This window comes from Devosia sp. YIM 151766 (assembly GCF_030285925.1).
Classification (GTDB): Bacteria; Pseudomonadota; Alphaproteobacteria; order Rhizobiales; family Devosiaceae; genus Devosia.
This window is the reverse complement of the sequence record NZ_CP127251.1, coordinates 433,543-455,267: the sequence shown is the minus strand read 5'-3', so window position 1 is coordinate 455,267 and position 21,725 is coordinate 433,543. Positions and strand designations below refer to the sequence as shown.

The following is a 21,725-nucleotide window of genomic DNA, read 5'->3' as shown; positions in this document are numbered from 1 at the left end:
AGGAGATTTTCATGACCACCACATTCAAAGTCGGATATTTCATCGGCAGCCTGGCCAGCGCCTCCATCAACCGCAAGCTCGCCACCGCTTTGGTGCGGCTGGCGGGCCCGGGCTTTAAGATGAGCGAAATTTCCTTCCGTGACCTGCCGCTCTATAGCTATGATTACGACGAGGATTATCCGGCCGTGGCCCGTGCCTTCAAGCAGGCCATCGCCGAGGTCGATGCGGTGCTGTTTGTGACCCCGGAATATAACCGGGCCCTGCCCGGCGGTTTGAAAAACGCCATCGATTGGGCCAGCCGCCCCTGGGGTGAGAATTCGTTCGCTCATAAGCCATCGGCGGTGATCGGCGCCTCTATCGGGGCGATCGGCACCGCCGTGGCGCAGCAGAATCTGCGCAGCGTGCTCAGCTTCTGTAACTCCCCGCAGATGAACGCGCCCGAAGCCTATATTCATTTCACCCCGGGTCTCGTCACCGACGAGGGCGAAGTGACCAATGAGGGAACGCGGGAATTCCTCGCCAATTACATGGCAGAATTCCATAAATTCGTCGCCAGGGTCTATACAACGCTGCCGCGGGGGGAATGAGCGCCAGGCGACATCACGCCACGCTGACAGCTTTCGGGCATTGCTTCACCATGGCCCGATGTTCAGGTTCTTCCGCCATGTCGCCCTGGTCGAGGGCGTCACCACGCTCGCTCTGTTCCTCGTCGCCATGCCGGCCAAATATTGGTTCGACTATCCGGACCTGGTGCCGATCACCGGCATGGTGCATGGCTGGGCTTTCGTCGCCTATCTGCTGGTGATGATCGTGGCGTTGCGGGGCAAGGGCTTTACCGGCCTCGAATGGACACGCACGATCATCGCGTCATTCTTTCCGTTTGGAACCTTCCTCAACGACCCGTTCCTCAGGCGGAAAGAGGCCGGATTGCGGGCAGCTAAAGCGATGCCGGCCTGACGCCTGGCCTTCCGGCGCACCGCCGCAATAAAAAAGGCCGCCACAGGGGCGACCTTCAAAATTCGCGGATGAGCGCGGCTGCTTACTTGACCAGGGTCAGGTTGACAGCGGACTCGCGACCGTCGCGGCCGGTTTCCACTTCATAGGTGACCTTGTCGTTCTCATAGAGACCATCGACGCCGGAATTCTGCACGGCGGAGATGTGGACGAAATGGTCCTTGCCGCCATTTTCAGGGGTGATGAAGCCGAAGCCCTTGGTGGTGTTGAAGAATTTAACGGTGCCGTTGATGGTGGCCATGGGGGTAATCCTTAAAGCTCGGAGCCGAAGCGAAACGAGCGCCTCCCTCCGCAACATGCAAGAGGGCATACAAACGTTCGCAAGGTAGATCAGTGAGCCAAGGACCGGAAATGACCGGCAGAAGGCAGCCGACTTGGGCTGAAAACGTATGGACGCTTTATGCCAGCCGATGATGGCGAAAGCAAGGCCGCAATCGTCTGCCAGCGCCCGATATTTGCCCCCGGCATGCCGCAACTGACGATGCAAGCGCGCATTGCGTCGAAATAATCGTGGAACTGTGGCGGCTTGTGGACGTTGGGCCCTCGATAAAAGCCAAGGAGGGGCCCAATGACCGCGCATGTCTCGACACACACGGAACGGAAGGGCTTCGGCTTCTGGTGGACCATGTTCATCGCCGCATTGCTGGTGATCTTCGGTCTGCCCATCGCCGCCGGCGGCTTGTGGCTCATCGTTCTGGGCGGCTCCTGGTATTACCTGCCCGCCGGCATCGGTCTGTTGCTGACGGCTTATTTCCTTTTCCGCCGCGACCTCAATGCGGTCTGGGTCTATCTCATTACTTTTGCCGGTACGCTGATCTGGGCACTGTGGGAAGCCGGGTTCAATGGCTGGGCCCAGGTGCCCCGGCTGCTGGCGCCCAGCGTGGTGCTGGTTCTGGTGCTGACCACATTGCCGATGCTGCGCGGCTCCATCCGCCGCTTCGGCACCGGCATGGCTGCGGCGATGATCACCCTGGTCGGGGCATTGGGCGCCATTGCCATTGCCAATTACAGCACCGAGCCCAGCTATGCCCAGGACGAGGTGCCGCCGGCAGAACCGGAGCCGGAGACCGACGTGACGGCCCCGGAAACCCCGCCAGTGCCGCCTGACGAGACCGGCATCGAGCCGGAGGCGCCTGTGGGCGACGAACTGGCTACCGAAGCGGAAATCGTTCCCGATACCGCCCGTTATGTCCTGTTTGAAACCGGGGCGGACTGGCCGGCCTATGGCGGCACCAATCACGCCACGCGCTATTCGCCGCTGACGCAGATCAATCGCGACAATGCCGGCCAGCTCGAACAGATCTGGGAATTCCGCACCGGCGACCTGCCGGAGGGCGACGAAGCCTTCGGTAACCAGAACACCCCGATCAAGATCGGCGACCGGCTCTATCTCTGCTCGGCGCTCAACAAGATCACGGCGCTCGACGCGGCGACCGGCACGCAATTCTGGACCTATGACCCGGTCGTTTCCGCCGACGCCATCGGCTATAACGCCTCCTGCCGGGGGCTGGTCTATTTCGAGGACCCCGGTGCCGATCAGGGCGAGCTTTGCGCCACCCGCGTGGTCAACCTGACCCATGACGCGCGCATGATCGCCCTCGATACCGAGACCGGCCAGCTCTGCGCCGATTTCGGCAATGGCGGCATCGTCAACCTGATGGAAGGCATCGGCGACAGCGCCCCGGGCTTTTACGCCCCGACCTCGCCGCCCACTCTGGTGCGCGACGTGCTGGTGGTCGGCAGCCAGGTCAGCGACGGCCAGACCCGCGAAGCGCCCTCGGGCGTCATCCGTGGCTATAATGCGGTGACCGGCGGAATGGACTGGGCCTGGGATATGGGAAGGCCGGGCGAAACCGGATTGCCGCCGGAAGGCGAGATTTATACGCCGGGCACCCCCAATGTCTGGACTATCGCCTCGGGCGACGACGAGCTTGGCCTGGTCTATCTGCCCATGGGCAATTCGGCCGTGGATTATTGGGGCGGCGACCGCTCCGATGAGGAAAACACCTATTCCACGGCCATCGTGGCGCTGGACGTGGAGACCGGCGCCGTCGCCTGGCATTACCAGACCGTGCATTACGACATCTGGGACTATGATCTGGGCGGCCAGGGCACGCTGGTGGATTTCCCCGGTCCCGACGGACCGGTGCCGGCCATCGTCATGCCCTCCAAGCAGGCGCAATTCTATATTCTCGACCGTGCCACCGGCGAGCCGCTGGTCGATATCGAGGAACGCCCGGCCCCGCAGGGCGGCGTCGAGCCGGAGCGGCTGTCGCCGACCCAGCCCTTCGTCACCGATTTCCCCAATCTGTTGAAACCCGACCTGACCGAGGCGCAGATGTGGGGAGCGACGCCGCTCGACCAGCTCTGGTGCCGTATCCAGTTCCGCCAGGCCATCTATGACGGGGTCTATACGCCCCCGACCCTGGACCAGCCCTGGATTCAGTTCCCCGGCTATAATGGCGGCAGCGATTGGGGCGGGGTGGCCATCGATCCCGAAAAGGGCATCATGATCGCCAATTACAACAATATGCCCAATTACAACCAATTGGTGCCCCGCGAGGAAGTGGACGCCCTGGGCATCCTGCCGATCACCGACCCCAATTACACCCCCGGGGCCGGCTCGGGCTCGCATGGCTCGATCAGCCCGCAGGCGCTGACGCCCTATGGCATCCGCGTCAATGCCGGCTGGCGCGTGCCCTATACCGGTCTCTTGTGCAAGGAGCCGCCCTATGGGGGGATCGCGGCCATCGACATCAATAATCGCGAAGTGCTGTGGGACCGCCCCTTCGGCTCGGCCCGCAAGAACGGCCCGTTCGGCATTCCCTCCATGCTGCCGTTCGAGATCGGCACCCCGAACAATGGCGGCGGCGTCATCACCGCCTCGGGCCTGTTCTTCATCGGCGCCACCACCGACGACCTGTTCCGCGCCATCGATATCGAGACCGGCGAAGAAGTCTGGCAGGTGGAGCTGCCGGCGGGCGGCCAGGCCGGCCCCATGACCTATGAAGCGGGCGGTCGACAGATCGTGGTGATCAATGCCGGCGGCCACGATTTCATGGAAACCCCGATCGGCGACTATTTCATCGCCTATGCCCTGCCGGGCGGCGAGCCGGTGGCCGGCGAAGGAGCGGAGCAGCCCTGATCATATGTTGCGACCCGTGCGCCTCCCTCCTCACCGAGGGGCGGGAGGCGCACAATTTCTCGTAGACCCCATCCTGAGCTTGTCGAAGGACGAGGTCGACAGCTCCGTGGCCGCGACCTCGTGGTTCGACAGGCTGATCAGGAGGCCTAAGAGGCGTCGGAGGGGCGAGTGGTCTTGCGTCTTGAAGAAGCCGGAGCTCGGAAAGCCAACTAGCGCTCCCCCTAAGGAGGCGAGGAACCAACGGAATGGAAATGGACCCAGCGTCAGCCTTTTCCTTCGACATGAGCTATTGCGGCCCGCCGCCAACCGGGGATGAACTCTGGAGCCGGTGGAATTTCGAACCGGTGCTGCTGATCGTCCTCGCCCTCGCGGCGCTGTGGGGGCTTTTGGCCTTGCGGGGCGCGGCGCGCTCCCGGCAGGCGGCCTTTGCCGGTGCCTGGATCATGGCGTCGGCCTTGTTCATCTCGCCGCTCTGCGCCCTCAGCGTCGCGCTGTTTTCAGCGCGGGTCGGCCACCATGTGCTGCTGACCATGGTGGTGGCGCCGCTGCTGGCATGGGCGCTGCCGGCGGCATGGGGGCGGCGGCCGAGACTGCTGCCGGCGCTAATCGTTTCGACGCTGGCGCTGTGGCTGTGGCACACGCCCGATCTCTATGCCGCCGCCTTCAGCCATCCGGCGCTCTATTGGGCCATGCAGGCGAGCCTGATCGCCAGCTTTGCCTGGCTGTGGCTGGGCCTGCTGCGCAGCGGGGCGCCGATGAGCGCCGGCGTGGTGGCCCTGTCATCGGCGATCCAGATGGGACTGCTCGGGGCGCTGCTGGTCTTTGCTCCCGCCCCGCTCTACCTGCCGCATTTCGGCACGACGCTCGCCTTCGGCCTGGCGTCGCTGGACGACCAGCAATTGGGCGGGTTGATCATGTGGGTGCCGGCCAATCTGCCCTTGCTGGCGCTGGTGCTGTGGCGGCTGCTCGATGCGCTCGGGCCGCGCCGGGAGGCGGCGGGATGATCGTCGCGATGCTGGTCACCTGGCTCAAATTCATCCATGTGGGCACCATCGCGCTGTGGTCGGCGGGGTTGATCGCCCTGCCCTTCCTCTATCGGCAGCGCGGAGGGCTGGAGAGCGAGGCCCTGCACAAGCTGCATGCCTTTACCCGTTATTTCTATGTGGGCCTGGTGTCGCCCTCCGCCTTCGCCGCCATCGGTTCGGGGACGGCTTTGATCTTTCTCCAGGGCACTTATGAAAACTGGTTCTCGGCCAAGCTGGTCGGCGTCGCCATGCTGACGGGCATCCACATTTTCTCCGGCCTGGCGATCCTGAAACTGTTCGAGCCGGGCCATATCTATCCGGCCTGGCGGGCCGCCCTGGTGGTGCCGCTGACCGTTCTGGTCATCGCGTCCATCCTGGTGCTGGTGCTGGGCAAGCCGCGGCTGGAATGGCCGGAATTCTTCACCGGCATCTTCGCGCCCGGCGCCTTGTCCGCATTGGTCGGCCCGATCATTGGCGGGGCGAGATGAGGAGGCCGACGCCATGATCGAAGACCAGCTTGCCGCCATGCCAGCCGGCAAAGGCCGTGGCCATGCTGGCCAGCACCGACAGCATGAGGCCGCCGGGCAACACCGCCTCCGGGAAATACAGCCGCAAGCCGGCATTGGCCCCGGCAATGGCCAGCAGCACCATGGCGGCGATGGCATGGTTCCAGCTGGCGACGCGCACCCTGATGCCGGGCACGGCCAGCAATTCCAGCGTGCCGACAATGGCCGCCAACACGCCGAAGCCGAAAGCGGCGCCGGCCGACCATTTGCCGACCTCCAGCCAGAAGGGTTCGCCGGACCACCAATAGAAGATGTCGACGCCCAAAGTGGCGATGACGAAGGCAATGGGGAAATGCACCAGCATGGCGTGGATCGGGTGCCCGGCCACGGCGATGGTGGAGCTGACATCCTGCTCGGCGAGGTCGCGGATATAGGGATTGGGATGGTCGGAACTGGCCTCCTGGCCTTCTTCCAGTTGCATTTCCCGCTCTTCGCTGTCGCGCGACGGATCGGCCATGATCTGCTTCCCTGGTTGAAGACGGTTGCTGTGGCTGCAACGCCGCTGGCGCTGGCCGGTTGCAGCGGCGAGCTGTCGGCGCTCGATCCGGCGGGGCCGCGCGCCGCCAATCTCGCCCTGCTCTGGTGGGTGATGTTCTGGGGCGCGGTGGTCCTGTTCGTCCTGGTCATGGTGCTGTTCGCGCTGGCCTATCTGCGCACGGAATGGATCGGCCGCCTCACGCCCGGGCAATGGATCGTGGGCGGCGGGCTGGTCCTGCCCGTTCCGGTGCTGGTGCTGCTGACCGGCACGGCGCTGGTGCTGGGCGAGCAATTGCTGCCGCGCGGCGCGGCCCCGGTGCAGCTCAGTGCCCATGCCAGCCGCTGGCACTGGAGCTTCGCCTATCCCGATGGGACGATCATGAGCGACGACATCCTGCATATCCCCGCCGGCCAGCCGGTCGATATCACCGTTACCGCCGAAGACGTCATCCATGCCTTCTGGATTCCCCGGCTGGGCGGCAAGATCGACGCCATTCCGGGGCGCATCAACCGCATCCGGCTCGAAGCCGACGCGCCGGGCAGCTATTGGGGCCAATGCGCCGAATATTGCGGTGAAGGCCACGACATCATGTTCTTCCGGGTGGAGGCGCATGCGCCGGACGATTTCGCTGCGCTGCTGGGGGAGGCCAGCCGATGAACGAGGTTCCCTCCCCCATCAGCCTGCACAAGCAGCTCGAACGCATCTGGACGACGCCGCCCGGCCTCGGTCGGCTGTCCAGCGTCAATCACAGCGTATTGGGCAAGCGCTTCATGGTAACGGCGCTGGTCTTCTTCGCCATTGGCGGGTTGCTGTCCATGCTGATCCGGGCGCAATTGGCGACGCCGAACAGCGCCTTTATCGGCCCTGAACTCTACAACCAGATCTTCACCATGCATGGCACGGTGATGATGTTCCTGTTCGCCATTCCGATGTTCGAGGGCTTCATCATCTACATGCTGCCCAAGATGCTGGGCGCGCGCGACATGGCCTTTCCCCGGCTCACCGCCTATGGCTTCTGGTGCTATCTGTTCGGCGGCATGATCCTGATCGGCGCCATGCTGGCGGGCGCGGCGCCCAATGGCGGCTGGTTCATGTATACGCCGCTGACCTCCAAGCCCTATACGCCCGGCATCAATGCCGATGTCTGGCTGCTCGGCATCACCTTCGTCGAAATCTCGGCGGTGACAGCGGCGGTCGAAATCCTGGTGTCCATTCTCAAGATGCGGGCGCCGGGCATGTCGCTCACCCGCATGCCCCTGCTCGGCTGGTACATGCTGGTCACCTCGGGAATGATGATGATCGGCTTCCCGCCGCTGATCCTGGGCTCGATCCTGCTCGAACTCGAACGCGCCTTCGGCCTGCCCTTCTTCGATCCGAACCGGGGCGGCGACCCGCTATTGTGGCAGCACCTGTTCTGGCTGTTCGGGCACCCGGAGGTCTATATCATCTTCCTGCCCGGCGCCGGGGTGCTGTCGACCGTCATACCGGTCTTCGCGCAGCGGCCGATCCTGGGCTATCGCGCCATAATCGCCGCCATTGTCGCCCTGGGTTTCCTGAGCTTCGGGCTCTGGGTGCACCACATGTTCACCGTCGGCATCCCGCATCTGGCGCTGGCCTTCTTCTCGGCGGCCAGCGCCCTGGTCGCCATCCCCACGGCGGTGCAGATCTTCGCCTGGCTCGGCACCCTGGCCTCGGGACGGCCGCGCTGGGACGTGCCCATGCTCTATATCTTCGGCTTCTTCTTCGTCTTCGTCATCGGCGGGCTGACCGGAGTGATGCTGGCCATGGTGCCGTTCAACAGTCAGGCCCATGACAGCTATTTCGTCGTCGCCCATCTGCACTATGTGCTGGTCGGCGGCTTCGTCTTCCCGATGCTGGCGGGGATTTATTACTGGATGCCGCATATTTCCGGGCGGCAGAGCCTCTACCGGCTGTCGGTACCCGCCTTCTGGCTGATCTTTATCGGCTTCAACCTGACCTTCTTCCTGATGCATCTCACCGGCCTCATGGGCATGCCGCGACGCATTTCCACCTATCCGTCCAATTGGGGCTGGGACTGGCTCAACCTGCTCTCATCCATCGGCGGCTTCATCCTCGCCATGGGTTTTGCGCTGGTGCTGGCCGACATGGTGCTGCAATTCCGTTTCGGGCGTTTCTTCCGCCGCGATCCCTGGAAGGCGCAGACGCTGGAATGGGCCACGGCGACGCCGCCGCCGCCCTATAATTTCGCCGCCATCCCGCGGATCGACGAGCGGGCCGATCAGCTCGAACCGGCCAAGATCGGCCCGGTACAGGCGGGCGGCTTCGGCTATCTCGGTTTCGCGCGCAATAACGACCAGGAGACGATGGGCGTCGACATGGTCACCGGCGCGCCCGAACATGTCGTCATCCTGCCCCGCCGCACCTTCCTGCCACTCTGGACCGCCATCGCCACCGCCAGCTTCTTCCTGGCGCTGCTGTTCGGCCTTTACTGGCTGGCGCCGCTGGGCGCCTTGGCCACCCTGGTGCTGTTCCTGTTCTGGCCGCTGACGCTGGGACAAAAACGCGATTTCGGCCCCGTCGAGATCGGTATGGGCGAAAGGGCGGTGCTCGATGTCGAATGCACCAGCAATGTCACCATCCTCGCCAATCGCGGGGCGCTGGTGATGAATGCCACGCTGTTTGCCTCGCTGCTGTTCGGCGGATTGTTCCTGCTGGTGGTGGCGCCGAACTGGCAGGACATGACGCCGCTCGGCCTGCCGCCTTGGCTGGGCATTGCGGGACTGGCGGCGACGATGGCCGGAGCCGCCTTGAGCTGGCTGGCGCGGCGGACCAATGCCCGGGGCGGCGCGGCGGGCGGTTTATTGGGACTGGCCGCCGCGGCACAGATTCTGGCCACCGGCCTGCTGATCGCCCTGATGGCCTTCATCCCCGAACCCACGGAACATGCACGCCAGGCCTTGATCTTCACCACGCTCGGTTATGCGGCCCTGCATTGCGGCTTCGCCGCGCTGATGGCCGGGCATGGCTGGTGGCGGATGCAGCAGAACTATGTTTCGGCGCACCGGCAGACCGAAATGGTGCTGACCTGGCTCTGGAACGGCTACGCCGCCGGCGCGGCTTTGCCGGCCTTGGCGCTGACGCTCTTGCTGGGCCTGGCGGGAGCAGCGGCATGACTTCATCCAACAAGAAAGCGCTGATCCTGCTCATTGCCGGCTTCACCATCTGGTCGCTGGCTTTCGTGCTGCTTTATGCCCTGCAAGCCCTGGGCTGCGCCTATGGCTGGAGCCAGCACCGGCTGATCCTGCTCGCGGCTTTCATATTGTGCCTGCTGCCGCTGGCCTGGCTGGCGCTGCGGCGGCCCGAAAGGGGCGAGCCGGCCAATACGCTGTCGATTTCGGCGCTCTGGGCCAACCGGGCGGCCTTCGTAGCGGGAATTCTGACATTTCTGCCGGTAACCTTCACCAGCGCCTGCGTTTGATGCGAGGGAAAGGATCGCTTCAGCACATGAAGAACCGGCGCCCTGTGGAGGCGCCGGTCCCGGCAATCATCAGGTGATGAAAAACTGGTTCTGGATCAGATCCAATACGGGGTCACGCCATAATAATCATAGACGCGGCGACCGTTTTCGGCTGTCCAGTAATCGTCGCTCTCGGTTTCATATCTGGGAGCGCCTTCCAGCTGCTCCTTGGTGATATCGACGCGATAACCGCCGAGGTCCTGGTCATAATTGAGCTTGGACCAGGGCAATGGATAATGGTCATGCCCCATCCCGAGGAAGCCGCCGAAGCTGAGCACGGCATAGGATACCTTGCCGCCGCGCTTTTCCACCAGAATGCGCTCGATCGAGCCGATATGCTCGCCCGTCGGGTCGTACACCTTGGTGCCTTCGACCTTGTCCGAGGCGATCAGATCGTGGGTTTCCTTGAGATCGGCATTCGCCATACGGGCGTCGTCATAAGCCATTTTTGATCCTCCTTGCATGGATTGTGCAGACCCAACGCGAGCGGACCGAAGCGGTTTCCCGTTAAAAGCAAATGTGATCAGGCCACGAGGCGCGAATTGGCTGCCGGATGCGGCCCATGCTCGGCGAAAAAGGCGATGAAAGCCTCCAGCGGCAATGGCCGGGCAATGGCATAGCCCTGGGCGAAATCCGCCCGGCCATCGGCTTTGAGCAGGTCGAGGCGCTGCTGGGTTTCCACCCCCTCCACCACCAATGGCCTTCCCGATGCCTGGATCAGGTCGATGGCGTGGTCGAGCATGCGGGCCATGACCGAATGGTCCGGGGCCATGGCGAAGGAGCGGTCGAGCTTGACCCCTTCGACGGAAAGCGCCGCCAGACTGTGCATGGAGGAATAGCCGGCGCCGAAATCGTCGATATAGACGCCGATGCCGGCGGCGCGCAGCTGCTCGATCTCGGCCTGGGCGGTTTCGGGTTTCACCTCGGCGGTCTCGACCAGTTCCACCACCAGATCGAAGGGCGAGCCCGGGGTCAGGAACGGCGCATAGATGGCAATCAGCCGGGCGGCGTCGAGATCTTGCGGGAAGATGTTGAAATTGACCTGCAGCCGCGCCCCCGCCGTCAGCCTCGCCACCAGCTCGGCATGGGCCTGATCGGCCACCATGGCGGTGAAGCGCTCGGTCAAACCGTGTTTCTCGATGATGGGCAGGAAGCGGTCGGGCGGCACGATGGTGCCGTCGACATCGCGCCAACGGGCCAGCACCTCGCATCCGACAATGCGATCGGTGCGCAGGTTGAGCAGCGGCTGATAGGCGCAGACCAGCGAGCCCTTGCCGAATTGGCGCAGGAAACGCGCTTCGAACGACCAATGGCGCTCCACCACGCCGCAGGCCTGCTGAGTCAGCCAGGCCGCCAGCACCGCCAGGGCGGCGAGAACCAGCCCGATAGCCGGAGCGCCTTGTGACATAAGCGCCAGAAGCGGGGCGCGCGCCGCCACGCAATGCTCCCCGGCGGGATCGCAGGCATATTGATAAAGCGCGCCCTGGAGCAGGCCGAGCGGTGCCTGGACCGGAGCCAGCAGCGCCGCCGCATGCACGCCTTCGGTGCCCGTGCGATGAAGCCAGCGACCGGCGCCGGCGCTATAGACCAGTTCCTCCTCCAGCCAGTTCGCGCCGGTATCGGCGGGGATGAATTGCGGCGGGGTGACGAGGGCGAAGGGTCCGCGCCGCGCGATCGTCCCGGTGAGCGCGTCCAGGCCGATCGGCTCCAGCGACCGGTCGAGCCAGAGCGCGATGCCGAACTGATCCGAAGCGGCAATATCGGGTGGTCCCAATTCCATGGGTACCGCCAGCAATCCGGTATTGCCGGCGCACAGCACGCTGCCATCGGGGGCATAGAGCAATTCGTTGACGCCATCGGGCAGGAAGGCGATGCGCCGCATCTCCCGGCGGAAGCTGTCCGAGCAGGGCGAGGCGGTCAGACTGGCATCCATCGCATCGAAGATGGTGACGATATTGCTGCGCAGGCCGCCATAGGTGACGAGGCTGCGATCGATTTCCGTCCGCATATTTTGCGCCACCTGCTCGGAGGCGATCCAAGCGGCGCCTCCCACAAGCATGGTGACGGCGAACAGCCAGACCAGCAGCCGGCGCAGCCGCCGATGCGTCCCCGAGATCAGAAAAGTGGCAACCCGACCCATTAAGGGGCCTCCAGTGAACGCATATCAAGCGACAGAATGTCTCAAAAGGACGTTAAGTCGGAGCGATCCGCCGCCAGGCACCGACGGAACCGGACCGGCCCGGCCGCATTGAGCCTGCAAGCGGTTCGCCCGCAATTCGTTCGGGAGAAAGATCATGGTCTTTGACACACTCAAGCAGCGCATGGGCGGCGGCGACCAGCTCAATCCCATGCAGATCGCCCGTCACACCTTGTTCACGGCGCGCGAAAAGCTCGACCTGCTCCAGCAATTGAAGGCCGAGGCCACCGGCGCGCAAATCGAAGGCGCGGCCGTCGCCTTCGAGCCGGCCGAAATCGATGCGGCCATCGCCCATGTCCGCGAAGGCGTGGCCCGCGGCGTCGGCGCCGAAACCGTATTCAAGGGGGATTTTTGATGCCCGGACCAGAGGAACGCCCATCCAGGCAAGAGCCTAGCATCAACATCGCGACGGACGGGAACGCCGCGCCCCCCGACCCCGCCGCGCCCGGCATCAGCCAGCCGGTGGAACCCGAGGCCTCGATGGCGGCGGCCGGGCCGACCAATTGGTGGCTCTATGGGCTGTGCGCCCTCGCCATCATCGTGGCGATCCTGCTGGCGATGCAGATCTTTTCCGGCGCGCCGGGCACCGATATGCAGCCCGGAACGCCGATTTCCGAGCCCGTGACGGAAGCCCCTCCCATTCCGGTCCAATAAAAAACGCGGCCCTGGGGGCCGCGTTTTCATTCGATCTGCGATCGGGCCGGGCGTTGCGCCTTAGCCGCGGATCGGGGAGAGCTGGATTTCCACGCGCCGGTTCTGGGCGCGGCCGGATTCGGTGGCATTGGAGGCGATGGGGCTCGAAGGGCCCTTGCCCTCGATATAGAAGCGGCGCTGATCGATGCCCTGATTGGACAGGATGGTGGCCACCGAGACGGCGCGGCGCTGGCTGAGCGACAGGTTGTGCTCGTTCGAGCCGGTGGAATCGGTGTGGCCATAGACGTCGACAATGGTCTTGTCAAACTTCTTGAGCACCAGGGCCACCGAAACCAGGGTCTGGTTGAATTGCGGCTGCACCGTCGACTGATCGGTGGCGAAGGTGATGTTGGACGGCATGTTGAGGATGATCTGGTCGCCGGCGCGGGTGACCGAGACGCCGGTGCCCTGCAATTGGGCGCGCAATTCGGCTTCCTGCTGGTCCATGTAATTGCCGATGGCCGCGCCGGTCAGGCCGCCGACACCGGCGCCGATCAAGGCGCCGACGCGCGGATCGCCGCCAACTGCCGCGCCCACAATGGCGCCGGCCACCGCGCCGCCGCCGGCGCCGAGCAGCGAGCCGCCGGCCGTATTGGAGATCCGGCTCTGGCCGGTATAGGGATCGGTGGTGGTGCAGGCGCTGAGCGCCAGGGCCGCTGCAAGAGCGACGATAACCTTCGACTTCATAAATATCCCCCTGAAGGATTCGCGAATGGAATGGCCTTGTGATGTCCCCTCATTAAGGCAGGAGCGTGATGAGGGAAAGGGGATGAACAGGGGATGAACGCCGGTTTGGACGGCCTTCTAGCTATTCGCCCAGCCCGCATCGACCAGGAAATGCTGCCCGGAGATCATGGCACTGTCGTCGGCGGCGAGGAACAGGGCCATGCGGGCGCAATCGTCCGGCGTCAGATGTCCGGACAAGGCCTGATGGGCCTCGATATCCTTCAAATCCTCGGGCTTGAGCCAGAGATCGAGCTGGCGCGGGGTGACGACGGCGCCGGGCACCAGCGAATTGACCCGGATGGCGGAGCGCCCCAATTCGCGGGCCATGGAGCGGGTCAGGCCATGCACCGCCGCCTTGGCGGTTTCATAAAGGGGGATGGACGGGCTCATGATCATCCAGCTGATCGAGCCGAAATTGATGATCGAGCCGCCGCCGGCCGCGGCCATGCCCGGCGCCACCGCCTGCATGGCGAAGAAGGCATGCTTCAAATTCACCGCCAGGCGCTCGTCCCAATAGGCCGGGGTCACCTCGGCCCAGTTGTGGCGCTGGTCATGGGCGGCATTGTTGATCAGCACCCGGGCCGCGCCATGGGCAGCGGCGAAGCCGGCTATGGCGGCCTGATAGGCCTCGATGTCGGTGACGTCGCATCGGGTGAAGCGGACGGCGCGCCCGGCGGCCGTCAATTCGGCGGCCAGAGCCGCTCCGGCCGCTTCGGCAATATCGACGAAGCCGACGCGCGCGCCCTGGTCGGCGAAATGGCGGACCAGGGATTCCCCGATACCCGAAGCGCCCCCGGAAATGACGACCGGGCGGTCCTTGAGGCTGGGATAGCGGGCAAAGCGAGTCATGATCCGAAAGTCCGACAGTTCGGGAAAGGTCCGCTTGAATACCGCCCCCTCATCGGCCCGGCAAGACGGCCCCGGCCCCGCTTCGCGCCCCGAAACGCCCGATAGCGGGTTTTCTCTCAGGAATGGCGGGAAAGCGCTGTTGGCAGATCGGCGGGAGAACTTTAGAATGGCTCTGAACACCTGCCCCTCCGGCCATGCGCGACAAGGGCTTAGCCTCGGGCCGCGCGTCGAATTGACCTATATCAATGTGGCCCCGGCGGTTTTAGGAGAGGATGATTTCGCTCGTTTCGCCCTCCGGCTGTCATCGGGCGCGCGCAAAGGAATGGCTCCCATGGATTATCGCGGTATCTTCGAGGAAGCGGTGGACGCGCTGCGGTCGGAAAAGCGCTATCGCGTATTCGCCGACCTCGAGCGTATCGCCGGCAATTTCCCCAGAGCGCTTTACCGCGACGAAGCCGATAATGCCCGCGAGATCACCATCTGGTGCTCCAACGATTATCTGGGGATGGGCCAGCACGAAAAGACCGTGCGCGCCATGCAGGAAACCGCCGGCACGATGGGCGTCGGCGCCGGCGGCACCCGCAATATTTCGGGCACCAACCGGCCGCTGGTCGAGCTGGAGCGCTCGCTGGCCGACCTGCACCGCAAGGAAGCCGCGCTGGTCTTCACCTCGGGCTTCGTCTCCAACGAAGCGTCGATTTCCACCATTGCCCGGCTGCTGCCCAACGGCATCATCTTTTCCGACCAGCTCAATCACGCCTCGATGATCCAGGGCGTGCGCCAATCCGGCATGGAAAAGAGGATTTTCCGGCACAATGACGTGGCGCATCTGCGCGAATTGCTGAGCCAGGTGGACCGCAAGCGGCCGAAGCTGATCTGCTTTGAATCGATCTATTCGATGGACGGCGATATCGCCCCGATTCAGGAAATCTGCGATCTGGCCGAGGAATTCGGCGCCCTGACCTATATCGACGAGGTCCATGCGGTGGGCATGTATGGACCGCGCGGCGGCGGCATTGCCGAGCGCGACGGGCTGATGGAGCGGATCGACATCATCGAGGGCACTCTGGCCAAGGGCTTTGGCGTCATGGGCGGCTATATCGCCGCCAATCGCCCCATTGTCGACGCCGTGCGCTCCTATGCGCCCGAATTCATCTTCACCACCGCCCTGCCCCCGCCGCTCTGCGCCGCGGCCCGCGCCTCGATCGAGCATCTCAAGGGCAATGGCCATGAGCGGCTGATGCATCAGCGCCAGGCGCGGCTGACCAAGGCGATCCTGGCCGATGCCGGCCTGCCGGTGATGGAAACCTCCACCCATATCGTGCCGCTGATCGTCGGCGATGCCCGCGCCGTCAAGGCGGCCAGCGACATGCTGCTGGACAAGCACAATATCTATATCCAGCCGATCAATTACCCCACCGTGCCCCGGGGCACCGAGCGCTTGCGCATCACCCCGACGCCGCTGCATAGCGACGAGATGATCTTCGAGCTGCGCCACGCCTTGGTCAGCGTCTGGGCGGCGCTGGAACTGCCCCGCGAAAAAGCCGACGCGGCCATCACCGCCAGCAAGCTGACCAGCGGCGACCTGACCCTGCCCAGCCTGGGGGGCTAAGGCCTTTTACCCCCAAAAAGCGCCACGCAATGGCACAGCCTGCGCCCGGCGGGGCGCAGGCCGACTGGCCAGGCGATCCTTGGAAGCGCGACAACACAGGGCCTGGAGCTTCTGTTCCGATGCAATCAGAACAGAAGCTCTAAAACGTAAACCGCAGGCCGGTTGATATCCTATGCCGTTCCGTATCGTAGACCGGGATGGTGGAGTTATTTACCTGGTAGTCGTATTGCGCAAACACGCTCAGGCCGTCGACTGTCGGAATGTTCCAGTCCAGGGTGAGCGCCAGATTGTGCTCGATATCCACCCGATCCTGTGGAAAGGCCGCCGGACTGGCCTGATAGGCATCGCGGCTGACCGCATAGCTGGCCAATAGTTTGACATAGTCCGCCAGCGGCCCTTCGAGCGACAGGCGGGCGCCGATGCCGCTGAAGCTCTGGCTCGGCGCCGCTTTTTCGGTAACCTTGCCAATCAGCGAGGCGCCCAGGCTCCAGTCATGACCAAGATCGTAGGAGAGGCCCAGCCGCGCCGATCCCAGCGCGGCCTCCCTGCCGGCATCGTCCGGATAGAACTCGAAACGCCAATCGGCCTGACCGACGAGATCCAGCCCATCCGCCAGCGCTTGGCGCCCGGACAGGCCCGCGCCCGCCGAGATCATATATGCGCCATCGGCGTCCAGCGTGTAGTGCAGATTCGGCCCCAGGCTGAGGCTCCAGCCCTCGGCCAGCCGCAGATAGCGGCCGGACAGGGAGAGGCCGAGCTTGTCATATTCCGACCATTGATCGTGAATTGTGGCCTCGATCCGCGCCACCACTTGTCCGGCACTGTCGTCGGAGAGCGGCTGCATCACACCATATTCGCCCGTGAGCCGGGTGAAGGCGGACCCGCGCGCCCGCGATTCCGGCGTCATCGTCAGCGGCACGGTGACACCCCCGATCACCGCATCCACCACCGAATGATAGGTGCCGCTGTTGACATTGCTGTCATAGCCGCGTGCCAGGGAAACCGAGCCGGCCAGGCGGGGATCGGGTATCGGGGCGACGGCGGCGGTGTCCGGCGGCGATTGCAGGATCGCGGCCTCCGCAACCCCTGCCTGGGCCGGTGGCTGCGGGATCGGCTCGGGCGCCGTCACGAAAGCCTGGATGGTACGGGCCTCGTCCAGCCGGCTGCGCAGCAGCGGGTTGTCCGGCTCCAGCGCCAGCGCACGGGCGAAATAGCGCTCTGCGCTGGCTAGGTCCCCTTGCTCCATATGGCAGTCGCCATAGAGGACAAGCGCGGGCACGTAGCGCGTGTCGGGGCCGGCCGCGATATCGAGCAGCATGCAGGATTCGGCAGCCCGTCCCAGTTGGAGAACTTCAGCGGCCAGCAGGATGGCGCGCGGGTCCGGCGCGCCATTGCCGCCGCCCGCCTGGCCATGAGCGGTCGCGGTCGTGACGGCCAGCGTGATGGCGGCGAGACCGCAGGAGACGATCCAGGTCCTCATGGCGTGGTGCGGGCAGTGGCGAACCGGCCCTCCGCGGTGCCATGTTCGTTGTTAATGCTCCAGTTCCCGCCAATTTCTTCGGCCCGGGGACCGAAGAAGCTGACATCATCGAAGACGCCGGCCTCCCAATCCAGCGCATGGCCCTTGAAAGACGATGTTCGATCTTCGTCCAGCCCCATATAGAAAACACCGGCATCAATACCGCCAGCCACATGCAGCATGCCGCTCGAACCGAAATCGAACTGTCCCGAAAGGCCCTCACCGTCCAGATCGAATCTCAGGAAGACGCTGCCATTGATTTCATCGTCTCCAAAGCCGGTGCCGCGGGCGAAGCCGCGATAGTCCGCACTTCGCAGCATCTCGACATCGCCCGGCGTGCGGTCGTCGGCATGGAAAAACGGATAGTTCTCGAAGCGGTCCCTGTCCGGACCGGGCTTTGCCTGCTCCTGTCGTTTGATGATTTCGGCCAGAAGTGTTTCGCGCTGGGCTTGATTTTTCGCCTCCAGCTGAACGCGCGCCATTTCCTCGACCTGCCGCCGCTGCTGTTCCTCCAGCAGCATCAGTTTCCTTTGCCTCTCCTCCGCCAGCATCATGGCTTGTTGCTGCGCGAGTTGGGCAGGAGTCCGAGCATTGGCAAGCGAGGGAACCGTGCTGGCGTCGTCCATATCAAGACCGAGGAGCGCGCGGGCATGGGCGTCCAGCTGCTCCGGCGTCAGCAGATTATTGCTGGACAATGCATTGGCGGGCAGACTGGCAATCATGTCGCTCGCCCATGAGGGCCCCGCCATATCCTCATAGCCCGAACCGTTATCGGTGCCGAGATAGGCGGCCAGCATCTGTCTCAATTCGTCCTGGCTCATATCCGGCGCCTGACCGCCAGCCGGGAAATAGCCCATGCCGAGAAGCTGGCTGAGCCGATCGCTCATGGCCTCCTGCGAGGGCGCATCGGTCGACAGCGGATTTTGACCGCCCGGCCGGCCCAGCGAGGCCAGGAAGCTGGAGCCGCCAACCGGGTTCACCTCCACCATGAACTGGGCCTGCGCCGGGGCGCATAGGAAGGCGACCGCAAACATGGTCGCGGCGCGAAGAATTTTCATGATGCCGTTTTCCCCAACCAACAAATCGCCGCAAGCTAGGGTCCAAATCCGCCCCTGTCCAGCCACCATCGCCGGATTATTGAAATCTATCAATATGTTGAAGGGAATGTTCGGAGCGCATTGGCGCTCCGAATTTCCCGGCCGCGCCGGCGGTCTGTGGCCCCGGATCCCAAGACCCGGCGCTCCTCAGCTCGTCAGCACGATGCGCATCAAATCCGCCGTATTGCGGGCGCCGAGCTTTTCCATCACCCGGGCTCGATGCACTTCGATGGTGCGGGGGGAAATGCCCAGTTCGCGGCCGGCTTCCTTGTTGGACTGGCCATTGGTGATCAATTGCAGCACTTCGCGCTCGCGTGGGGTGAGTTGGGAAAAGCCGCGCACTTCCACCGGGCGGCGGCCCTCGTTCATGGCGCCCAGATGGACGTCCTTGCGCAGGGCGTCGCGGATGACGGTCAGCAGATGCTCGCTGTCGATGGGCTTGGTGAGCACGTCGGTGGCGCCGAGCTTCATGGCGGTGACGGCGGCCTCCACTTGCGGGACATTGGCCAGCATGATGACCGGGGCACCGGTGCGCATGGCCTTGACCCGGCGCAGCAGGCCCAGCCCGCTTTCCTGGCCCAGGACCAGGTTGAGGACGGCGACGTCCGGGCGGCGCCGTTCCAGCGCCGTGATGGCATTGGCGGCGTCGAGCGAGAAGCTGGTCTGGAAACCCTCCAGGCGAAACAGCACGCTCAAGGCTTCGCAGATGCCCAGATCGGCATCGACGATATGGACGAGTCGATCGCGGTTGAGGAAGGCGTGGTAATAGGAAGGCGTATTCATACCTGAGCCCCTTTCGGCAATGCGTGACGGGGAGCCCGCCTTGCCGGAGCGTGGCTCCTATCTCGTTGGTCGTTGCGGACCGGCCCCGATGTCGCCGTCTGATCCGCCAATGTAATTTGCCCTAGGTGATCGCGCCGTCCGATAAGGACAATTCGTAGGCTGAACCACCTATAGACAGGCTAGGTTATGATAATATTCCTGTCAAATGATATTATTCCTAGAGGTCCGGCATGAAAAAGGCCGGCGCGGAGCCGGCCTGATTGTCGTCAGCTCTGTTTGCCGGCGCGCAGGGCGTCGCGGATTTCGGTGAGCAGCACTTCCTCGCGGCTGGGGGCCGAACTCTCCTCGACCGGCTCCTCGGCCGCTTGGCGCTTCATGGCGTTGATACCCTTGACCACGAGGAACAGCACGAAGGCGATGATGGTGAACTTGACCACGGCATTGATGAACAGGCCGAACATCACCTGGGCCTCGCCCACCTGCAGGATGATGCTGGAAAAATCGATGCCGCCGATCACGATACCGATCAGCGGCATGAAAAGATCGTCGACGATGGAGGAGACGATGGTGCCGAAGGCCCCGCCGATGATCACGCCGATGGCGAGATCGATCATGTTGCCCTTGACGGCGAAGTCCCGGAATTCCTTCAAAAAGCCGCTCATGCGAAGCCCTCTTGCTCGGCGCGCCGTCCCAAGCGGCGGCCTGTTGTTAACAGCTCTTAACGATTGCCGAGCTTTTCGGCAAAAGCAATGGGTCTAAGGCACACTTGCGCCAAAGCCTGCCGAAGCGGATAAACCGGAGCAGTTCAAGAGAAGGTGCCCTGCGCGACTGTCCATGCCGTTGCATCCCGAAGACCCGGCCTCGGCGCTCCGCCTGGCCATGGATCATATCCAGCTCGGTGTCGCCGTGTTCGATGCCGGGCTGCGGCTGGTCGTCTCCAACCGGAACTATAACCACTTGCTGGCGCTGCCCGCCGATCTCACCCGTCCCGGCACCGCCCTGTTCGATATTGCCCTGTTCATGGCCGAGCGCGGCGATCTGGGTGCCGGGGATGCGGCGCGACTGGCCATCGAGCGCATCAATGCGCTGACCGCCTCGCCCACGACCGTCACCCAGCGGCTGGGCCATGGGGGGCAGGCGCTGGAATTCCATTCGAGCCGCCTGCCCGATGGCGGCCTTGCCATCAGCTTTGCCGATGTCACCGCCAAGGTGCATGTCGAGCAGCAATTGGCGCAGGTGAACCAGAATCTGGAGCGGCGGGTCGAAGAGCGCACTTCGGCCTTGCGGCAGGTCAATGCCGAGCTGGAAGTGGCGCGCGCCAAGGCCGATGCCTCCAACCACGACAAGACCCGCTTCCTCGCCGCCGCCAGTCACGACCTGTTGCAGCCGCTCAACGCCGCCCGCCTCTATACCTCGACGCTGATCGAGCGGGCCAAATCCACCGCCTTTGCCGAATTGGCCAATTCGATCGAGGCATCGCTGACCGCGGTGGAGGATATCATGTCGGCGCTGCTCGACATTTCCCGCATCGATAGCGGCGCCATCAAGCCGGCGCCGGTGCCCATGGCGGCGCAGGACCTGCTGAAGAAGACCGAGGTGGAATTCGCCCCCATGGCCCGCGAGCGCTCCATCGCCCTGCGCATCGTGCCCGCCGCCGCGACCGTGCTGGCCGACAAGGCCTATGTCGGCCGCATCGTGCAGAACCTGGTCTCCAATGCCATCAAATATACCCCGGTGGGCGGCAAGGTCCTGGTGGGGCTGCGCCGGCGCGGCAATCGCTGGCGGCTCGACGTCATCGATACCGGCATCGGCTTCAACCGCGACCAGCACAAGCTGGTCTTTGCCGAATTTTCCCGGCTCGAACGCGGCGCCCGCATGGCGCAGGGGCTGGGGCTGGGCCTGTCCATCGTGCAAAGGCTGGTGACGGCTTTGGGGCTGACGCTGGAACTGGACAGCCGCGAGGGCCATGGCTCGCGCTTCTCCATTTACCTGCCGGCCGTGCGCCATGCGCGGCCCGCCGGCGCCACCGAGCTGGCGGCGCCCGAGCCCGGCTTCGGCACGCTCAGCCTCCGGGTCCTCTGCGTGGACAATGAACGGGCGATCCTGGAAGCCATGGAAGGCCTGCTCGCCCATTGGGGCTGCGATGTGCGCACGGCGCTGTCACTCAAGCAGATCGACCGCGAGCGCCTGCTCGAAGGCTGGTATCCCGATCTGGTGCTGATGGATTACCACCTCGACCAAACCTCCGGCCTCGATGCCATCGAATGGCTGCGTCACAATGTGGGCGGGCACCTGCCGGCGGCGCTGGTCACCGCCGATCGCAGCCCGGCGGTGCGCGCCCTGGCCGAGGAGCGCGGCGTCGCCGTCATCACTAAGCCGGTCAAACCCGCCGCCCTGCGCGCCACCATCAGCGGCCTGGCCAATCAAAGCGGCCGCGGCACCCAGCGGCCGAATTGAGCCTGTGGACCTCCACCCAGCCCCTGAGACTGCATCCCGAGCTGGTCGAAGGACGAGGCCGGCAC

22 protein-coding genes are annotated in these 21,725 nt (G+C 64.3%); 12 read left to right on the top strand and 10 right to left on the bottom strand.

The window, feature by feature from the left end; translation table 11 throughout:
- The first annotated feature begins 11 nt into the window (after positions 1-11).
- Together O9Z70_RS02195 and O9Z70_RS02190 are read left to right on the top strand one after the other, a co-directional pair.
- The gene (locus O9Z70_RS02195) at positions 12-587 is read left to right on the top strand and encodes an NADPH-dependent FMN reductase (RefSeq protein WP_286020865.1); all 576 of its coding nucleotides are present in this window, start codon (positions 12-14) and stop codon (positions 585-587) included.
- Positions 588-645: 58 nt separating this feature from the next.
- Positions 646-957 carry a DUF3817 domain-containing protein gene (locus O9Z70_RS02190; RefSeq protein ID WP_286020864.1) on the top strand — a complete coding sequence of 104 codons (312 nt, stop codon included), beginning with the start codon at positions 646-648 and terminating at the stop codon, positions 955-957.
- Between the two features lie 82 nt (positions 958-1,039).
- Here O9Z70_RS02190 and O9Z70_RS02185 read toward each other — a convergent pair whose 3' ends face one another.
- Positions 1,040-1,255: a cold-shock protein gene (locus O9Z70_RS02185; RefSeq protein ID WP_286020863.1), complete on the bottom strand. Its 216-nt coding sequence runs from the start codon at positions 1,253-1,255 to the stop codon at positions 1,040-1,042.
- Between the two features lie 327 nt (positions 1,256-1,582).
- On the opposite strand from O9Z70_RS02185, the gene O9Z70_RS02180 reads away from it, so the two are divergent.
- The 3 genes from O9Z70_RS02180 to O9Z70_RS02170 all read left to right on the top strand — a co-directional run bounded on the left by O9Z70_RS02180 (position 1,583) and on the right by O9Z70_RS02170 (position 5,672).
- Positions 1,583-4,159, top strand: a complete 2,577-nt coding sequence (locus O9Z70_RS02180) for a membrane-bound PQQ-dependent dehydrogenase, glucose/quinate/shikimate family (protein WP_286020862.1) — start codon at positions 1,583-1,585, stop codon at positions 4,157-4,159.
- Positions 4,160-4,410: 251 nt separating this feature from the next.
- The gene (locus tag O9Z70_RS02175; RefSeq protein ID WP_286020861.1) at positions 4,411-5,163 is read left to right on the top strand and encodes a cytochrome c oxidase assembly protein; all 753 of its coding nucleotides are present in this window, start codon (positions 4,411-4,413) and stop codon (positions 5,161-5,163) included.
- Positions 5,160-5,672 (top strand): CopD family protein, encoded by a 513-nt coding sequence (locus O9Z70_RS02170; RefSeq protein WP_286020860.1) that lies wholly within the window; start codon positions 5,160-5,162, stop codon positions 5,670-5,672. Before O9Z70_RS02175 ends, O9Z70_RS02170 begins: the two co-directional genes overlap by 4 nt.
- On the opposite strand, the gene O9Z70_RS02165 is transcribed toward O9Z70_RS02170, so the two are convergent.
- Complete coding sequence (locus O9Z70_RS02165) at positions 5,653-6,207, bottom strand: DUF2231 domain-containing protein (RefSeq protein ID WP_286020859.1); 555 nt, start codon at positions 6,205-6,207, stop codon at positions 5,653-5,655. The genes O9Z70_RS02170 and O9Z70_RS02165 overlap by 20 nt on opposite strands.
- Before the next feature lie 30 nt (positions 6,208-6,237).
- On the opposite strand from O9Z70_RS02165, the gene coxB reads away from it, so the two are divergent.
- The 3 genes from coxB to O9Z70_RS02150 are packed head-to-tail and all read left to right on the top strand — an operon-like array spanning position 6,238 to position 9,688.
- Entirely contained in the window at positions 6,238-6,885 is a 648-nt protein-coding gene (gene coxB, locus O9Z70_RS02160) for a cytochrome c oxidase subunit II (RefSeq protein WP_286020858.1), read from the top strand.
- Complete coding sequence (gene ctaD, locus O9Z70_RS02155) at positions 6,882-9,383, top strand: cytochrome c oxidase subunit I (protein ID WP_286020857.1); 2,502 nt, start codon at positions 6,882-6,884, stop codon at positions 9,381-9,383. Before coxB ends, ctaD begins: the two co-directional genes overlap by 4 nt.
- Positions 9,380-9,688, top strand: a complete 309-nt coding sequence (locus O9Z70_RS02150) for a hypothetical protein (protein ID WP_286020856.1) — start codon at positions 9,380-9,382, stop codon at positions 9,686-9,688. Before ctaD ends, O9Z70_RS02150 begins: the two co-directional genes overlap by 4 nt.
- Before the next feature lie 95 nt (positions 9,689-9,783).
- Here O9Z70_RS02150 and O9Z70_RS02145 read toward each other — a convergent pair whose 3' ends face one another.
- Both O9Z70_RS02145 and O9Z70_RS02140 read right to left on the bottom strand, forming a co-directional pair.
- Complete coding sequence (locus O9Z70_RS02145; RefSeq protein WP_286021937.1) at positions 9,784-10,152, bottom strand: PRC-barrel domain-containing protein; 369 nt, start codon at positions 10,150-10,152, stop codon at positions 9,784-9,786.
- Between the two features lie 98 nt (positions 10,153-10,250).
- Positions 10,251-11,867 carry an EAL domain-containing protein gene (locus O9Z70_RS02140; protein ID WP_286020855.1) on the bottom strand — a complete coding sequence of 539 codons (1,617 nt, stop codon included), beginning with the start codon at positions 11,865-11,867 and terminating at the stop codon, positions 10,251-10,253.
- 154 nt (positions 11,868-12,021) lie between these two features.
- On the opposite strand from O9Z70_RS02140, the gene O9Z70_RS02135 reads away from it, so the two are divergent.
- Positions 12,022-12,279, top strand: coding sequence for a hypothetical protein (locus tag O9Z70_RS02135; protein WP_286020854.1), 258 nt, complete (start codon positions 12,022-12,024; stop codon positions 12,277-12,279).
- A complete protein-coding gene (locus tag O9Z70_RS02130; RefSeq protein WP_286020853.1) occupies positions 12,279-12,578 on the top strand; it encodes a hypothetical protein in 300 nt (99 codons plus the stop codon). The genes O9Z70_RS02135 and O9Z70_RS02130 overlap by 1 nt, the downstream gene beginning before the upstream one ends.
- A gap of 60 nt (positions 12,579-12,638) precedes the next feature.
- On the opposite strand, the gene O9Z70_RS02125 is transcribed toward O9Z70_RS02130, so the two are convergent.
- Both O9Z70_RS02125 and O9Z70_RS02120 read right to left on the bottom strand, forming a co-directional pair.
- Complete coding sequence (locus O9Z70_RS02125; protein ID WP_286020852.1) at positions 12,639-13,304, bottom strand: YiaD family glycine zipper/OmpA-like lipoprotein; 666 nt, start codon at positions 13,302-13,304, stop codon at positions 12,639-12,641.
- 117 nt (positions 13,305-13,421) lie between these two features.
- Positions 13,422-14,192 (bottom strand): SDR family NAD(P)-dependent oxidoreductase, encoded by a 771-nt coding sequence (locus O9Z70_RS02120; RefSeq protein ID WP_286020851.1) that lies wholly within the window; start codon positions 14,190-14,192, stop codon positions 13,422-13,424.
- A gap of 331 nt (positions 14,193-14,523) precedes the next feature.
- On the opposite strand from O9Z70_RS02120, the gene hemA reads away from it, so the two are divergent.
- A complete protein-coding gene (hemA, locus tag O9Z70_RS02115; RefSeq protein ID WP_286020850.1) occupies positions 14,524-15,804 on the top strand; it encodes a 5-aminolevulinate synthase in 1,281 nt (426 codons plus the stop codon).
- Between the two features lie 139 nt (positions 15,805-15,943).
- On the opposite strand, the gene O9Z70_RS02110 is transcribed toward hemA, so the two are convergent.
- From O9Z70_RS02110 to mscL, 4 genes are all read right to left on the bottom strand, one after another.
- The gene (locus O9Z70_RS02110) at positions 15,944-17,284 is read right to left on the bottom strand and encodes a tetratricopeptide repeat protein (protein ID WP_286020849.1); all 1,341 of its coding nucleotides are present in this window, start codon (positions 17,282-17,284) and stop codon (positions 15,944-15,946) included.
- On the bottom strand, positions 17,281-18,450 hold the full coding sequence (locus tag O9Z70_RS02105) for a hypothetical protein (protein ID WP_286020848.1): 1,170 nt from the start codon (positions 18,448-18,450) through the stop codon (positions 17,281-17,283). Before O9Z70_RS02105 ends, O9Z70_RS02110 begins: the two co-directional genes overlap by 4 nt.
- 117 nt (positions 18,451-18,567) lie before the next feature.
- Positions 18,568-19,203, bottom strand: a complete 636-nt coding sequence (locus O9Z70_RS02100; RefSeq protein ID WP_286020847.1) for a response regulator transcription factor — start codon at positions 19,201-19,203, stop codon at positions 18,568-18,570.
- 266 nt (positions 19,204-19,469) lie between these two features.
- Positions 19,470-19,865 carry a large-conductance mechanosensitive channel protein MscL gene (gene mscL, locus O9Z70_RS02095; protein ID WP_286020846.1) on the bottom strand — a complete coding sequence of 132 codons (396 nt, stop codon included), beginning with the start codon at positions 19,863-19,865 and terminating at the stop codon, positions 19,470-19,472.
- A 172-nt stretch (positions 19,866-20,037) separates the two neighbouring features.
- Between mscL and O9Z70_RS02090 the strand changes: the two genes are divergently transcribed.
- Positions 20,038-21,660 (top strand): ATP-binding response regulator, encoded by a 1,623-nt coding sequence (locus tag O9Z70_RS02090; protein ID WP_286020845.1) that lies wholly within the window; start codon positions 20,038-20,040, stop codon positions 21,658-21,660.
- The last annotated feature ends 65 nt before the right edge of the window (positions 21,661-21,725 follow it).

Coding starts and splice junctions, on each gene's coding strand:
- O9Z70_RS02145 (WP_286021937.1), bottom strand. CDS start 10,152: ATGGCGAATGCCGATCTCAAGGAAACCCACGATCTGATCGCCTCGGAC.
- O9Z70_RS02190 (WP_286020864.1), top strand. CDS start 646: ATGTTCAGGTTCTTCCGCCATGTCGCCCTGGTCGAGGGCGTCACCACG.
- hemA (WP_286020850.1), top strand. CDS start 14,524: ATGGATTATCGCGGTATCTTCGAGGAAGCGGTGGACGCGCTGCGGTCG.
- mscL (WP_286020846.1), bottom strand. CDS start 19,865: ATGAGCGGCTTTTTGAAGGAATTCCGGGACTTCGCCGTCAAGGGCAAC.
- O9Z70_RS02150 (WP_286020856.1), top strand. CDS start 9,380: ATGACTTCATCCAACAAGAAAGCGCTGATCCTGCTCATTGCCGGCTTC.
- ctaD (WP_286020857.1), top strand. CDS start 6,882: ATGAACGAGGTTCCCTCCCCCATCAGCCTGCACAAGCAGCTCGAACGC.
- O9Z70_RS02100 (WP_286020847.1), bottom strand. CDS start 19,203: ATGAATACGCCTTCCTATTACCACGCCTTCCTCAACCGCGATCGACTC.
- O9Z70_RS02140 (WP_286020855.1), bottom strand. CDS start 11,867: ATGGGTCGGGTTGCCACTTTTCTGATCTCGGGGACGCATCGGCGGCTG.
- O9Z70_RS02130 (WP_286020853.1), top strand. CDS start 12,279: ATGCCCGGACCAGAGGAACGCCCATCCAGGCAAGAGCCTAGCATCAAC.
- O9Z70_RS02135 (WP_286020854.1), top strand. CDS start 12,022: ATGGTCTTTGACACACTCAAGCAGCGCATGGGCGGCGGCGACCAGCTC.
- O9Z70_RS02105 (WP_286020848.1), bottom strand. CDS start 18,450: ATGGTGGCTGGACAGGGGCGGATTTGGACCCTAGCTTGCGGCGATTTG.
- O9Z70_RS02110 (WP_286020849.1), bottom strand. CDS start 17,284: ATGAGGACCTGGATCGTCTCCTGCGGTCTCGCCGCCATCACGCTGGCC.
- O9Z70_RS02170 (WP_286020860.1), top strand. CDS start 5,160: ATGATCGTCGCGATGCTGGTCACCTGGCTCAAATTCATCCATGTGGGC.
- O9Z70_RS02125 (WP_286020852.1), bottom strand. CDS start 13,304: ATGAAGTCGAAGGTTATCGTCGCTCTTGCAGCGGCCCTGGCGCTCAGC.
- O9Z70_RS02175 (WP_286020861.1), top strand. CDS start 4,411: ATGGACCCAGCGTCAGCCTTTTCCTTCGACATGAGCTATTGCGGCCCG.
- O9Z70_RS02180 (WP_286020862.1), top strand. CDS start 1,583: ATGACCGCGCATGTCTCGACACACACGGAACGGAAGGGCTTCGGCTTC.
- O9Z70_RS02090 (WP_286020845.1), top strand. CDS start 20,038: ATGCCGTTGCATCCCGAAGACCCGGCCTCGGCGCTCCGCCTGGCCATG.
- O9Z70_RS02120 (WP_286020851.1), bottom strand. CDS start 14,192: ATGACTCGCTTTGCCCGCTATCCCAGCCTCAAGGACCGCCCGGTCGTC.
- O9Z70_RS02195 (WP_286020865.1), top strand. CDS start 12: ATGACCACCACATTCAAAGTCGGATATTTCATCGGCAGCCTGGCCAGC.
- O9Z70_RS02185 (WP_286020863.1), bottom strand. CDS start 1,255: ATGGCCACCATCAACGGCACCGTTAAATTCTTCAACACCACCAAGGGC.
- O9Z70_RS02165 (WP_286020859.1), bottom strand. CDS start 6,207: ATGGCCGATCCGTCGCGCGACAGCGAAGAGCGGGAAATGCAACTGGAA.